Raw genomic sequence first — 12,348 nt, 5'->3', positions numbered from 1 at the left:
CCGGACACAGGCCTGTGCAATGGTGGATAACAGATGGGGCAAGTATGTTTAGTTATAAATTAATTTAAAATCATGAATTACCCTAATAGCTGGTCGGCTGAGCTTAGAATCTCGCACATGATGAGCATCCCACAAGACCAAACGCCCGCCCCGGGCGCACCGCTTGCCGCCGATGGCGCGCCGGCCCACCACTTCGTGCACGACTATCTGCCCGCCCTATTGGCGCTGGCCAGCCAGCTGATTTCGGACGAATTTCACCGGGTCGTGCGGCAGCACGGGTTTTCGGTCTCGGAATGGCGGGTGATGGCGTCGCTCGCCAACGGGCGCGCCATCAGCGTGGGCGTGCTGGCCGAGATGACGGTCATGAAGCAGCCCACCCTCACGCGCCTGCTGGATCGCATGGAAGAACGCGGCCAGGTGCGGCGCCTGCCGCACGATACCGACCGGCGCATCACCCTGGTAGGCATCACGCCGTTGGGCCAGGAAACCGTCAGCGAACTCATCGGCCTGGCCCGCGAACACGAGCGCCAGGTACTGCAGCCCTTTGGCCTGGTGCGCGCCGAAGCCCTGAAAGACACGCTGCGCGAAATCATCCGCCTGCACGCGGGCTATTCGTTCATCGACGACGACCCGATCTGAAACGCCGGTCATCCGTCCGGTCGATCCGGGCGGCTCACCCGGCAACACCGCACCTGCCGACGCCCCAGCGGATATCCGCTCACCCCGGCCCGCTCTGGCTCATTCGGGGCCATCCTGGCTGGGTCGGCTGTCCCGGCGCAAAGTGACGTGCCCCACGGCAAAGGAAAACACCTGCTGCTCGCAGACGTCGATGCAACGCCCGCAGCGCAGGCAATCGGGCTCCTGGATGAAGACATCGTGCCCGCCAATGCCCCGCAGCGCAGGGCTGATGACCTGGGGCTCGGGGCAGTAGTTGAAACAATCGCCACAACTGTTGCAGGCATCGCGCTTGTCGGCCGCCACACGCACCACGCTGGCGCGCCCCAGTTGGCCGTAGAACACCCCCACCGGGCAGATGTGCCCGCACCAGCCGTTGCTCAGCAGCAGAAAATCGAACAGGAAAATGGCCAGCAGCGCGATCAGCCCACCCAGCCAGAGCCCAAACACCAGCGAACGCACGATCAGGTTGATGGGGTTGATGGTTTCCCAGACGATGACGCCGCCCAGCAGGCTGCCCAGCAGCACCGCCCCCAGCACCGCATAGCGCAGGCGCTTGTCGATGCGCAGCACGCTGGCCTTGCGCCAGCCCAGGCGGCGGCGCAACCCCTGGGCGGCATCCGTCACCAGGTTGACGGGGCACACCCAGCCGCAAAACAGCCGCCCGCCCGCCACGGCATAAAAGGCCGCCACCAGCACGACGCCCGTCAGCGCCCCGTGTGCCAGCGGGTGGCCGGCCAGCACGCTTTGCAGCACCACCAGCGGATCGGAAAGACTGATGGCGCCAAACCAGCGGCTGCTGGCCAGCGTGCCGTGCGCCACCGGCAGCCCGAACCAGGGACCCACGACGAAACCCAGCAGCACCGCCGCTTGCGCCAGGCGGCGCGCCAGCAAATAATGGCGCCGGTGCAGCAGCCTACGCAGCATGGCTGGGCACCACGCGGATGGCGGCATCGGGCTGTGCCACGCACGCGTGTTCACACTTGCCGCAGCCGGTACAGACGTCGGGATCGACCACGGGCGTGAACATGCCCCCCAGACCGGTCTCGCCATACGCCATGTGGATGGCCTCGCCCTGCAGCGGGCAGGCCCGAAAACAGCTGTCGCAATAGGCCAGGCCGATCATGCTGTTGCAGAGGTCGGGATGGCTGACCACCGCCACGCCCATATCGGCCTCGCGGATATCGCTGAGCGCCGGGCTGAGCGCCCCCGTGGGGCAGGCCTGCAGGCAGGGGATGTCGGTGCACATTTCGCAGGGCACCGAGCGTGCGACGAAGTACGGTGTGCCCGCGTCGGCGCTGCCGTTCAGCTCGAACAGCTGCAGGGTTTCAAAGGGACAGGCCTGCACGCACAGGCCGCAGCGAATGCAGGCGGCCAGGAAATCGGGCTCGGCCAGCGCCCCCGGGGGCCGCACCCAGACCTGCGCCCGGGCCTCGCGCGCCAGGTCGAACAGCGGCAGCGTCGCCCCCGCCCCGACCACCAGGCCGCAGAGCCCCGTCTGCACGAAACAGCGTCGGGTAAAACGAGATTGCGCCATGTTGAACTCCTGCCCGCGGCCCACGTGCCAGCGGCTGATGACTGCCGGGCACCCCGCCATCGAACAGGGCGCCCGTATGTGTTCATATGCCCAGATAAGCGGCTCGCACGGCCTGGTCGCCCAGCAAGGCCTTGCCGCTGCCAGAATGCATGACGCGCCCGGTTTCCAGCACATAGCCACGGTCGGCAATCGCCAGCGCGGCAGCCGCATTCTGCTCTACCACCAGGATCGTCACGCCCCGCTCGCGCAGCGACCCGATCACGGCGAAAATTTGCGCGATCATCAGCGGTGCCAGGCCAAGCGAGGGCTCATCCAGCAAAAGCAGTCGGGGACGCCCCATCATGGCACGGCCGATGGCCAGCATCTGCTGCTGGCCTCCGGAGAGATCGCGCGCGGTTCGCCGACGCATTTCTTCGAGCACGGGAAAGAGCCCGTATACAGCGGCCAGATCGGCGGCAAGCTCACCATCGTGCCGACGGTAGCCACCCAGCCGCAAGTTTTCCTCGACGGTAAGGGTGCCGAACACCTGCCGCCCCTCGGGGGCGTGCGCAATGCCCTGGCCGATGCGCAAATAGGGCTTCACGCTGTCCAGCGGCTCGCCCTCGAACAGCACACGGCCAGAGGCAATCGGCACCAGGCCGGACAGCACGCGCAGCAGGGTGGTTTTCCCCGCGCCGTTCGCCCCCAGAAGCGCTACGACCTCTCCTTGCGAAATCGTCATATTGACGTCTTTCAGAATCGGCACGCGCCCGTAAAACGTATGGAGATGGTCAATCTGCAGCATGGGCGGCATCCTCCGCGCTTTGTACCCCAAGATAAGCCTCCACGACCCGCTCGTCGCCACGGACTTCTGCCGGAGAGCCGCACGCCAGAACCTGCCCCTGGTTCAAGACCACGATCTGGTTGGAAATGGCCATGACCATCTTCATGTCGTGCTCGATCAGCACGACGGCGCGCCTCGCGTCCGCCGCAACGAATTTGCGTATGACGTCATTGATGGCGTCGGTTTCAACGGCGTTGCACCCCGCCGCTGGTTCATCGAGCAACAGCACGGTCGGCTCGCTCGCCATGGCTCGCGCAATTTCCAGCCGCTTGAGATCGCCATAGGGCAGATTGGCAGCCAACACGTCGGCCTGCTGCGCCAAGCCTACAGCATCCAGGGCCATGAGCGACTTTCGCCGGGTTTCTTCATTTTGCGCCACCACGGACGGAAAGCGAAAGAGATCCGCGAGCAGCGACGTGTGTTCCCACCGGCACCGCCCGATCGACACATTGTCCAGGACGGTCTGATCCGCCAGAATCTGAATGTTCTGGAAGGTGCGCGACAAGCCGCTGCGGGCCAGCCGGAAAGCGGGCACGCCGCTCACATCCGCCCCGTGCAGGTTGATGCGCCCGGCATCCGGCCGATAGATGCCCGATATCATGTTGAACACCGTGGTCTTCCCCGCCCCGTTGGGGCCAATGATCGACAGCACCTCGCCGGATCGCGCGCAGAAAGACACCCCCTGCACTGCGGCGACGCCACCGAAACTCACGGACAGATCACGAACCTCGAGCGCTGTGTTCATCGCCGCCTCTGGGAAAAATAATGGGACAGCGTGGGCACGATGCCACGGCGCAGGAAGATCATCGAGAGCATGATGACCAGGCCGATCACCGCATCCTGATAATCATAGAAAGAGGCAAGCACCTGGGGCATCAAGGTCAGCAGCCCGGCGCCGACAATCGCACCGAACGCCGAAGCCGCGCCCCCGATCATGACCATGGCCAGAAACTCGACGGACATCATGAAGCTCACCACATCCGGCGTAATGAAACCATTCATGAGTGCCAGCATGCTGCCCGCCAGGGCGGCAAAAGTGGCGGCAATGACGAAGGCCTGCAGCTTGCGGCGCGCCACATCCACCCCCATGCTGGCCGCCGCCACCTCGCTGCCCAAAATGGCACGCAGGGCGCGCCCGGTCGGGCTATGGCGCAGCACCGTGGCCACCCAGGTGCACAGCAACAGGACGGCGCAACTGATCCAGTACCACACGCGCGTCGAGACCAGATCGAAAGCCCCCACCTGCAAGGGCTGCACGTCCATACCGTCCGGCCCGCCCGTCAAGGCCGCCTCGCCCGTTGCCACCAGCCCCACCAGCAGAGAGAAGCCGAGCGTGGCAATTGCCAGGTAATGGCCGCGCAAACGCAAGATGGGCTTGCCGATCAGCCACGCGACCAACATGCTCGCCAGCACCCCGAGCAACACCGCGACGATGGGCGGAAAGCCATAGCGGGTGGGCAGAATGGCCGTCACATAGGCACCGATCCCAAAAAACCCGGCGTGGCCCAAACTGATCTGGCCGGCCATCCCCATCAGAATCTGCAAGCCGACGGCGGCCACCGCCGTGATCCACACCAGCGCCACCACGCGCAAAATGTATTCGGAGCTGGCAAAGGCGGGCACCATGATCATCACGAGGGCCAGCACCGCAAATGCGCGCACCTGCAGCGACGGCATGTTGACGTTTTTCATACGCGCTCCACGCTGCGGCTGCCCATCAGCCCGTGCGGCATCACCAGCAACACGAGAATCAGCACGATAAAGGCCACGCCATCCTTGTAGGTGGACGTGAGATAGCCCGCCGCCAGTGCCTCGAGCAGGCCCAGAGCCAGCCCGCCCACCACCGCACCGATCGGGCTGCCCAGCCCGCCGAAAATGGCGGCGCAAAACCCCTTGAGCGCCAGCGTCACCCCGATGTCGTAACGCGTCAGCGTGATGGGTGTGATCAATACCCCCGCGAGCGCACCGAACGCCGCTGAAACGACGAAGGCCAGCAGGACGCTGAACGACACATTGATGCCGACCAGGGTTGCGGCCAGACGGTTGGCAGCGCTGGCCCGCATGGCCTTGCCGGGCAGCGTCTTGTCGAGGAAGAGCCAAAGCACGCAAAACATGGCAAGCGCGCACAACAGCACGACCAGGCTTTGCGGCAGCACCGAAGCGCCCAGCACCTTGATAGGCTCGCGCCCGAACTCGCCCGGCAGGCTATGAAAACGTTTGTCGAAAATCAGCCCCGCCACCCCTTTGATAAAGACCGAGGCACCCAACGTGACGATGATCAGCGTCACCGGATCGGCCCCGCGGGCGCGCTCGAGCGCCAGCTTTTGCAGCGCGACGCCCACGACCACGGCAACCAGGACGGAGAGCGCCGCCGCCAGCCACACGGGCCAGCCGCCAGCCACCAGAAAAGCCGTCACCATGCCGCCGATCATGACAAACTCGCCCTGCGCGAAGTTCACCACGTCGGACGCCGCGTAAATCAGGGTGAAGCCGATGGCAACAATGGCATACACCGCACCGACCGTCAGCCCCGCGAGCACGAACTGCAGCAACTCCGACATGGTCGTCCCCCTTTTATTGACCCACCAAAGACCAGTCGCCCGCCTTCACTTCAACCAGCTTGAAGGCCTTGGTGGACAAGCCCAGGTGATCCGTGGGCGACATGTGCACGATACCCGCCGTCCCGATAAAGCCGTCGGTCTTTTCAAGCGCGTCGCGGATTGCATCCGGCGCGGCGCTTTTCGCCGCCTTGATGGCATCGACCACCATCATCAACCCATCATAGGCACCACCGCCAAACGCCGAGACGGGTTCCGAGTAGGCCTTCTGGTACGTGTCCGTATAACTGATCAGCACGTTTTTCTGCGGATCGCTATCCGGCAGCTTCGAAGCCACCAGCAAGGCGGGCACAGGCAAGCGCACACCTTCCGACGCCTGGCCCGACAATTTGATGTAGTCCTTTGAGGCAACGCCGTTGTTTTGATAGAGGGGAATGCTCTGCATGCCCAACTGCCCATAGTTGCGCGTCAGGATGGCTGGCCCCTGCCCAGAAGCCCCCGTATTGAAAATTGCCTGTACGCCCGGCGTGGCCTTGATCTTGGTCAGCTGCGGCGTCATGTCGGTATCCTGCGCGCCGTAGGTCTCGTCAGAGACCAGCGAAATGCCGTAGTTTGTGACCACCTTTTTACATTGTTCCCGCATGGAAATGCCAAAGCCATCCGTACCGGCAATGAGGGCGATCTTGGTCAAACCGCGCGCCTTCATGTCTTCGAACACCCGCTCACAGGCCATGCGATCCGTATGCGGGCTTTTGAAGATTTCTTTTTTGACCGGTTCGATGATATTGACGCTGCCGGCCAGCGACATGAAAGGAATCTTGGCGCGCTGAAAGACCGGGATCATGGCCATGGTCGTGCCGGTCGTCGAGCCCCCCACCATGGCGACGACATGGTCGCTTTCCACCAGCCGAGTGGCAAACGTGCGCGCCTTGTTGGCATCACTGACATCGTCATAGACAACCAGCTTCAAAGGGCGCCCCAACACGCCGCCTTCCGCATTGATCCGATCGACGTACAGTTTCAACGTCTTGGCTTCGGGCTCGCCTATGTACGAGGCCGGCCCCGTGACCGACAGCACCGTGCCGATGGCGATGGGTTCTGCTGCCTGGCTGACCTGCCCGGCAAACACCATGAACGCGGCGGCTGAGCATAGCTTCAGAGAAGCAATGAATTTCATGATTTGTCTCCTGATTGATGGCCTGTGGCTCTTGAATCTGTGGCTATTGAATATTTCGCCTGTCGCGTCAGGAACCGTTTTGCTCTGTCCAGGCCAGGTACGCCGCCGAAAAATCCTGGGTCGCCCCGCGCGCATCGCGGGCCTGATCCCAGCGGTCTTCCATCAGATGCAGCAAGGGCGCGGTCTTGTGCAGAGCTTCTGCCAGATCCGCAGCAATCCGCACGTCCTTGGCAAGCAGCCCGATGGCAAAACCCACGCCAAATTTGCCATTCAAGACGTGCTGTTTGAACACCAGATCGGTATGAAAATTGCGCCCCGTGGAAACATTCAACACATCCACCATGACATCGGCGGACAAGCCAAACTTCGTCCCGACATCCAGGGCCTCGGTCGTGGCGGCAAAGGTGGCTGACGCCACGTAATTGTTCAGTGCCTTCATGGCGTGCCCACAGCCAAGGCCGCCGACGCTGAAAAGCTTCGCGCCCATGACGTTCAACACCGGCAAGACGCGCTGCACGGCCTGCGGGTCGTCGGCGCCATACATGATGGTGAGTTCGCCCGTTTGTGCCCGGGCCACCCCGCCAGACACCGGCGCATCGACCAGGCCGATGTTGCGCCGGGCCAGCTCACCGCCCAGCTGCCGGGTGCCCATGGGTGCCGACGAACTCATATCCACCACGACGGCACCGGGCGCCAGGCGAGCCATGAGTGATTCCGCGCCCCCCTGGCTCAGGGCATCCTGTACGATCTGCCCATTGGGCAGCATCGTGATGACGATATCAGCCTGCGCCAGCCCCACCGGCATCTCAACCGCCACTGCCTGAAACTGCGCGGCGAAATCGGCCGCTCTCGCCGCATCCGTATCGAATACGCTCACGTGATATCCGGCCTGCGCCAAATTTGCCGCCATCGGCCACCCCATGTGGCCAATCCCGATAAAGCCTATGCGCTCCATGTCTTTCTCCAATCAGCCCTGTGCGGCCTCTTTCAAGACCTCCGAGGCATACAAGAAGCCATCCACGGCAGCCGGTACGCCCGCATAAATCATCACGTGCAGGAAGACCTCACGGATTTCATCCTCCGAAACGCCATTGGCCAGGGCGCCCTTGACATGGACTTTGATCTGGTTGGGCTTGCCGATGGAGGCGAGAATGGCCAAGGTGAGCAGGCTGCGCATCTTGCGATCGAGCAAGGGCCGATTCCACACTTCTCCGAAACAATACCGGGTCACGATCTCTTGCATGGGCCGGGTGAAATCCGATGCGCCCTTGATCGCTTCATCGGTCTGCGCCACACCAAACATGTCGTGGCGTACCTTCAGGCCAGCTTCATACAATGCATCTTTCTGATCCATTTTCAACCTCTCTCACTTTATGTAAAGTTGGACGATCATCATCAGAGGGCGGCGAGCCTTGCTTGATATTGCATGATCACAATCCCGCCCGTCGCCATCGCTGCCGCATCGGCTTGCACCTTTTGCCCCTGAGGCGACTGCATGGCCGCCACAATGGCCTCCGCGCTCTCGAAATCTCCCTGCCAAATGCAGAAATAAGGGGACGACGCGTCAGCAGTCCGGACGTCGAAAGAATAGTGACTGGCAAGCAGGCCGGGCAGCCCCGCCACCAGCGGCAAATGCACTTCGACATAATGTCGGCGAAACTCGTCGGGAGAGGCGGGTGGCGAATAAAGGACGAGCAGCTTCCAAGGGTTCATAAATGACTCCTGCTGGAAAAACGGGCATCCAAATTGGCTTGAATGTCGAGGCAGTCGGCGCAATACGGATCCGTTCGATCCGGATGCGGCTGTCGATGGTGGCGCGCCCGTGCTTGCGTCTTGCGTCTATGCACAGGGCTGGCCGCGGAGGCCATGTGTCGTCAATGGCCTGATGCGCGGAAGACGGCTCTGCTGAGCTCGTGAGGGGTCTTCCGCAATACCTCTTGATGTATCGATATCTTAAGCATGAAAGAGCGGGGACAATTGTCTACGTGTGCACCGAAAGATGTTCTGGCGTGCACCGCCCGCCCACCGCCCTGCCGAAGCCATGCAATCGGCTGCTTTCAGGCTCCGGGTGATTTCAAACCAGCCAGCAAACGGCGGCTCAGGCGCGCGTGTACGCCGTTATTGCCGTTCACGGCCTGCGTGATCATCAGATCGGCCTGCAGCGAGCACAGGGAATACGCGTCCGAGCGGCTCAGGCCGTAGTCGTGCGCCAGCCAGCTGACCATGTCGGCCACCGCCTGCGTGGCCGCCTCGCGCAAATCGGCGTGAAACCCCAGGGTGATGAGGTGCTCGGGCGTCATCGCGTGTGGTCGATCCAGGCAGCGCTGTGGTTCCACCCCAAAGCGCAGATGCACGCGCTTCATGCTGGTTTCCAGCGCCGTCTGGCAGACCTCGCCGCAGCCCTGCATGGCGTGGGCGTCGCCCGTGTAGAACAGGGCCTGATCCACCCAGATCGGCAGCAGCAGCGTGGTGCCTGCCACGAGGTCGGGGCAATCGATGTTGCCGCCAAATTCGCCCGGCACCGACGAGATGTGCGGCCCCTCGGCGGCGGGCGCCACCCCCATGATGCCCAGAAAAGGGCGCAGGGGCAGGCGCATGCCGGGCAGAAACTCGGTTTCCATGCGATCGAGGTCAAAGACGAAGTGCCGCACCTCGCCCTGGGGAAATTCACCGGCCAGCAGACCACGGCTTTTAGGCGGCGGCGTGATCAGATTGAAGCCATAGTCACCCAGCTGCAGATCGAGGATGTCCACGCGCAGCAGGCCGCCCGCCCGCGCCCCGCGCACGGCAATCGGCCCGGTCAGACTGTGCGGCCCGCGCCCGGCGTGGGCCTGGCGCACCTGCATGATGTGCTCGAAACTGTCGCCCGGCTTGATGGCGTGCCCCCACATGCCCCAGGTATCGAGCACCACCTCGTCTCCGGCATCGATGTCGAGCACCGGCGCAAAGGCGCGGTCGATCACCCCGACGTGGACGGTCTGTTCGCTGGCTTTCAGAATATGTTGTGTCATGGTTTCAATGTGGCAAGCTGCCCTCGCGGGCAGCGGATTAGTCGTTCAGACCCGCGTTGTTGCGGCATCCTGCCCCGACACGCCCTCGTCGCCGGCAAAGGCTTCGATCTGCTTGCCATTGAGCGATTCGACCAGTTTCTGCACCGCGATCGTCGCCCCCTTGCCCGCCTCGTTGCCGTAGATGAGCCGCGCCAGCTGCCCGCCCAGATACGGGTGAAAGCCCAGCCGGTACAGCGACAGGAAGTCGCGCCGCTCGATCGCCTGACGCTCTTCGGGGCGCAGCGGATAGCGGTCGAGCACCTCGGCCTCGTGCGTGGCAAAGCGCGCCCGCAGCGCTTCGTCCCACTTGAGGTCTTGCACCAGATCGTGCGAGGCCAGGCTGGGGTCAAAGGCCGTCAGGAGCACGGGTTCGGTGGTCACGGGCTGCGGTGCGCGCACGGGCCGGGGCACACTTACCGTCTGGGTCAGATCCCAGAGCACGGCGCCGATGCCGCACTTGAAGTTGCTGTGCAAGGCGTAGTCGGACTGCGCACCGTAGCGCGGCCCCGCGACACCCGCGGCCACCACCCACGAGAGCACTTCCATCGTACCTCCCGAGCCCGCCTGCTCCATGCGCGCAATCGTGAGATCGCGCAGCAATTTTTCATGGTCGCCCGAGGCCATGAGCTCCATGAACCAGAGGTCGAACTCTTTGTCGATATACCAGTAGCGCGAACCGCCTGGCTCGTGGCTCAGGCCGCCCGAACCCAGGACGGCCACGCGCAGGTCGTCCGGCATGTCGTGCGCGATGACGTCGGCCATGGCCTGGCCCACCGCATAGCACTGGTGCGCATCGGGCAGCGGCGGCACCGTACAGTTCTGCAAGATGGGGATGACGCGGATGTCGGTCTCGTCCAGCCGCAGGTGCAGCGCCGGAATCGAGACGTTGTCGTCAAAGCGCAGATTGTCGCGCTGCGCGTGCATGCGCAGCCCCCGGCGGTTCAGGCCGCGAAACAGGGCCTCGGCCATCGCCGTGTCGCCGCGCACGCGGTAGTCGCGGCAGCCCAGCCATTCTTTGTACCAGCCAAACGGGCCGACGTGCTCGGGCGCCATGCCGATGAGAAAATCGGGATACGTCCGCGGCCGACTGTTGGCCAGGTGGTCGTTGCCGACAATGATGAGCACGTCCGGGCGCGCGGCCAGCAAGGCCTCGCGCAGCTGCGCGTACATGTCGTGCACCACCTTCTGAATGTCTTCGGGGGCCGCGTCCAGCAGCCCGATCAGGCCCGGGGCGTGCGGCACGCCCGCTGCAAATACAAGCTTTGCCATGTCTCCACCTTTCTATGTGAGAGCTTCAATAAGGTCAGCGCCCGCTGGGCACCACCTGGGATTGCAGGCTGAGTTCGGCCTGCGTCTGGAAATGTCGGCGTAATTGCCGCACGGCGGCATCCGCATCACGCGCGAGGGCTGCCTGGACGATACCTTCGTGCTCGCGGCCCGCCCCGCTCACCCGCGCGGCGTACTGCCAGAAATAACGACGGTAGCGTTCGAGGTGTTCATACAGGATGTCGATGAAATGCAGCGTCCAGGGCGAGCCGCAGGCGCTGCACAGGGCAGTATGCAAATTGCGGTGGTGGTGTTCCCACTCGGCCATGTCCGCCACCCTGCCCGCGTCATCACCCGACTGGATGCGTCCGGCGGCTTTTTTCAGATGGTGGTTGGCCGACAGCACGCGCGCCTCCCAGTCATCATCGCCGTGCTGGATGGACTGGCGCAGGGCCTGCGCTTCCAGTTCGGCTCGCAAGGTGGAAATGTCCAGCATCTCGGCGGTATTGATGGGCGCCACGGTAAAGCCCCGGTGGGCCTCGGAAATCACCAGCCCTTCGCCGATCAGTTGAAACAGCGCCTCGCGGATGGGGCTGCTGCCGACGCGGTAGCGGTCGGTCAGCTTGTCGAACGCCAGCCGCTCGTCGGGCTGCAGGCCAAGCGTGATGATGTCGTTGCGCAAGCGGGCCGTGATGCGCCCGGCAACCGTCTGTACATTGGCCTGATCACGGTGTGTTTGCGGCCCCCAGGCGGGGCGCTGGCTCTCGATATTGGCCACGACGCCCGCGTCCGTTTTACGCACGCCCCCCGCCGCCTGCGTGACATCGGGCGCGCTGGCCGATAGCCGCCAACGCGCCAGGTAGTTGCCGATTGCCCGGCTGGACAAGACCACGCCATAGCGGCGCGCCACCAGCTGCGCAACCGCCGCGTGCGTCCACTGCGCGTCCGTCTGGCCAAGCTGCCGCGGTGTTTCTTCCTGAATGAGCTTTTGCAGCGCCGCTTCCTGCTCTTGGTTGAGCAGGCGGCCCGCACCCTTCTTGCGCCCGCGCGCCCCCGGCTGGATCGCCTCGATGCCTTCCGATTCGTAGAGATCGATGGTCTGGCGCGCGCAGGGGTAGGACAGCCCGCTCTCACGCGCAACCTGCATGACGCCATGCCCCGCGCGGTGCAGCTCGACCGCATGCAGGCGCTGCCGATAGAGGTCTTGGAGTGTTCGATTTTTCATGAGCCAATTGCCTACACGATAAAGAAGCCACAGGCAG

The 12,348-nt window shown here is 63.7% G+C and carries 14 protein-coding genes; 1 reads left to right on the top strand and 13 read right to left on the bottom strand.

From position 1 onward, the window contains the following. The first annotated feature begins 117 nt into the window (after nucleotides 1-117). Nucleotides 118-639, top strand: a complete 522-nt coding sequence (locus tag CCA01S_RS10280) for a MarR family winged helix-turn-helix transcriptional regulator (protein WP_232305065.1) — start codon at nucleotides 118-120, stop codon at nucleotides 637-639. 99 nt (nucleotides 640-738) lie between these two features. On the opposite strand, the gene napH is transcribed toward CCA01S_RS10280, so the two are convergent. The 13 genes from napH to CCA01S_RS10215 all read right to left on the bottom strand — a co-directional run bounded on the left by napH (nucleotide 739) and on the right by CCA01S_RS10215 (nucleotide 12,311). Continuing rightward, entirely contained in the window at nucleotides 739-1,602 is an 864-nt protein-coding gene (gene napH, locus CCA01S_RS10275; protein WP_066457938.1) for a quinol dehydrogenase ferredoxin subunit NapH, read from the bottom strand. Then, nucleotides 1,592-2,212 (bottom strand): MauM/NapG family ferredoxin-type protein, encoded by a 621-nt coding sequence (locus CCA01S_RS10270; protein ID WP_084386681.1) that lies wholly within the window; start codon nucleotides 2,210-2,212, stop codon nucleotides 1,592-1,594. Before CCA01S_RS10270 ends, napH begins: the two co-directional genes overlap by 11 nt. 82 nt (nucleotides 2,213-2,294) lie before the next feature. Further along, complete coding sequence (locus CCA01S_RS10265; protein ID WP_066457935.1) at nucleotides 2,295-2,996, bottom strand: ABC transporter ATP-binding protein; 702 nt, start codon at nucleotides 2,994-2,996, stop codon at nucleotides 2,295-2,297. Next, on the bottom strand, nucleotides 2,983-3,780 hold the full coding sequence (locus CCA01S_RS10260; protein ID WP_066457933.1) for an ABC transporter ATP-binding protein: 798 nt from the start codon (nucleotides 3,778-3,780) through the stop codon (nucleotides 2,983-2,985). Before CCA01S_RS10260 ends, CCA01S_RS10265 begins: the two co-directional genes overlap by 14 nt. Beyond that, nucleotides 3,777-4,727 (bottom strand): branched-chain amino acid ABC transporter permease, encoded by a 951-nt coding sequence (locus tag CCA01S_RS10255; RefSeq protein ID WP_066457921.1) that lies wholly within the window; start codon nucleotides 4,725-4,727, stop codon nucleotides 3,777-3,779. Before CCA01S_RS10255 ends, CCA01S_RS10260 begins: the two co-directional genes overlap by 4 nt. Then, on the bottom strand, nucleotides 4,724-5,596 hold the full coding sequence (locus tag CCA01S_RS10250) for a branched-chain amino acid ABC transporter permease (RefSeq protein WP_066457918.1): 873 nt from the start codon (nucleotides 5,594-5,596) through the stop codon (nucleotides 4,724-4,726). Before CCA01S_RS10250 ends, CCA01S_RS10255 begins: the two co-directional genes overlap by 4 nt. A gap of 13 nt (nucleotides 5,597-5,609) precedes the next feature. Further along, nucleotides 5,610-6,770, bottom strand: a complete 1,161-nt coding sequence (locus CCA01S_RS10245) for an ABC transporter substrate-binding protein (protein WP_066457913.1) — start codon at nucleotides 6,768-6,770, stop codon at nucleotides 5,610-5,612. Between the two features lie 67 nt (nucleotides 6,771-6,837). Beyond that, nucleotides 6,838-7,725 carry an NAD(P)-dependent oxidoreductase gene (locus tag CCA01S_RS10240; protein ID WP_066458061.1) on the bottom strand — a complete coding sequence of 296 codons (888 nt, stop codon included), beginning with the start codon at nucleotides 7,723-7,725 and terminating at the stop codon, nucleotides 6,838-6,840. 12 nt (nucleotides 7,726-7,737) lie between these two features. Continuing rightward, nucleotides 7,738-8,124, bottom strand: coding sequence for a carboxymuconolactone decarboxylase family protein (locus tag CCA01S_RS10235; protein ID WP_066457910.1), 387 nt, complete (start codon nucleotides 8,122-8,124; stop codon nucleotides 7,738-7,740). 41 nt (nucleotides 8,125-8,165) lie between these two features. After that, nucleotides 8,166-8,483, bottom strand: a complete 318-nt coding sequence (locus CCA01S_RS10230) for an EthD family reductase (RefSeq protein ID WP_066457901.1) — start codon at nucleotides 8,481-8,483, stop codon at nucleotides 8,166-8,168. 344 nt (nucleotides 8,484-8,827) lie between these two features. Beyond that, nucleotides 8,828-9,781, bottom strand: coding sequence for an acetamidase/formamidase family protein (locus CCA01S_RS10225; RefSeq protein WP_066457899.1), 954 nt, complete (start codon nucleotides 9,779-9,781; stop codon nucleotides 8,828-8,830). A 45-nt stretch (nucleotides 9,782-9,826) separates the two neighbouring features. Then, on the bottom strand, nucleotides 9,827-11,089 hold the full coding sequence (locus CCA01S_RS10220) for a DODA-type extradiol aromatic ring-opening family dioxygenase (protein WP_066457897.1): 1,263 nt from the start codon (nucleotides 11,087-11,089) through the stop codon (nucleotides 9,827-9,829). A gap of 34 nt (nucleotides 11,090-11,123) precedes the next feature. Beyond that, nucleotides 11,124-12,311, bottom strand: a complete 1,188-nt coding sequence (locus CCA01S_RS10215; protein ID WP_066457895.1) for an FCD domain-containing protein — start codon at nucleotides 12,309-12,311, stop codon at nucleotides 11,124-11,126. Nucleotides 12,312-12,348 lie beyond the last annotated feature (37 nt).

This window comes from Castellaniella caeni NBRC 101664, assembly GCF_001592225.1.
In the GTDB taxonomy this organism is placed as follows: domain Bacteria; phylum Pseudomonadota; class Gammaproteobacteria; order Burkholderiales; family Burkholderiaceae_B; genus Castellaniella; species Castellaniella caeni.
The sequence above is the reverse complement of the archived record's forward strand: the minus strand, read 5'-3'. Positions and strand labels throughout refer to the sequence as shown.

Coding starts and splice junctions, on each gene's coding strand:
- CCA01S_RS10280 (WP_232305065.1), top strand. CDS start 118: ATGATGAGCATCCCACAAGACCAAACGCCCGCCCCGGGCGCACCGCTT.
- napH (WP_066457938.1), bottom strand. CDS start 1,602: ATGCTGCGTAGGCTGCTGCACCGGCGCCATTATTTGCTGGCGCGCCGC.
- CCA01S_RS10270 (WP_084386681.1), bottom strand. CDS start 2,212: ATGGCGCAATCTCGTTTTACCCGACGCTGTTTCGTGCAGACGGGGCTC.
- CCA01S_RS10265 (WP_066457935.1), bottom strand. CDS start 2,996: ATGCTGCAGATTGACCATCTCCATACGTTTTACGGGCGCGTGCCGATT.
- CCA01S_RS10260 (WP_066457933.1), bottom strand. CDS start 3,780: ATGAACACAGCGCTCGAGGTTCGTGATCTGTCCGTGAGTTTCGGTGGC.
- CCA01S_RS10255 (WP_066457921.1), bottom strand. CDS start 4,727: ATGAAAAACGTCAACATGCCGTCGCTGCAGGTGCGCGCATTTGCGGTG.
- CCA01S_RS10250 (WP_066457918.1), bottom strand. CDS start 5,596: ATGTCGGAGTTGCTGCAGTTCGTGCTCGCGGGGCTGACGGTCGGTGCG.
- CCA01S_RS10245 (WP_066457913.1), bottom strand. CDS start 6,770: ATGAAATTCATTGCTTCTCTGAAGCTATGCTCAGCCGCCGCGTTCATG.
- CCA01S_RS10240 (WP_066458061.1), bottom strand. CDS start 7,725: ATGGAGCGCATAGGCTTTATCGGGATTGGCCACATGGGGTGGCCGATG.
- CCA01S_RS10235 (WP_066457910.1), bottom strand. CDS start 8,124: ATGGATCAGAAAGATGCATTGTATGAAGCTGGCCTGAAGGTACGCCAC.
- CCA01S_RS10230 (WP_066457901.1), bottom strand. CDS start 8,483: ATGAACCCTTGGAAGCTGCTCGTCCTTTATTCGCCACCCGCCTCTCCC.
- CCA01S_RS10225 (WP_066457899.1), bottom strand. CDS start 9,781: ATGACACAACATATTCTGAAAGCCAGCGAACAGACCGTCCACGTCGGG.
- CCA01S_RS10220 (WP_066457897.1), bottom strand. CDS start 11,089: ATGGCAAAGCTTGTATTTGCAGCGGGCGTGCCGCACGCCCCGGGCCTG.
- CCA01S_RS10215 (WP_066457895.1), bottom strand. CDS start 12,311: ATGAAAAATCGAACACTCCAAGACCTCTATCGGCAGCGCCTGCATGCG.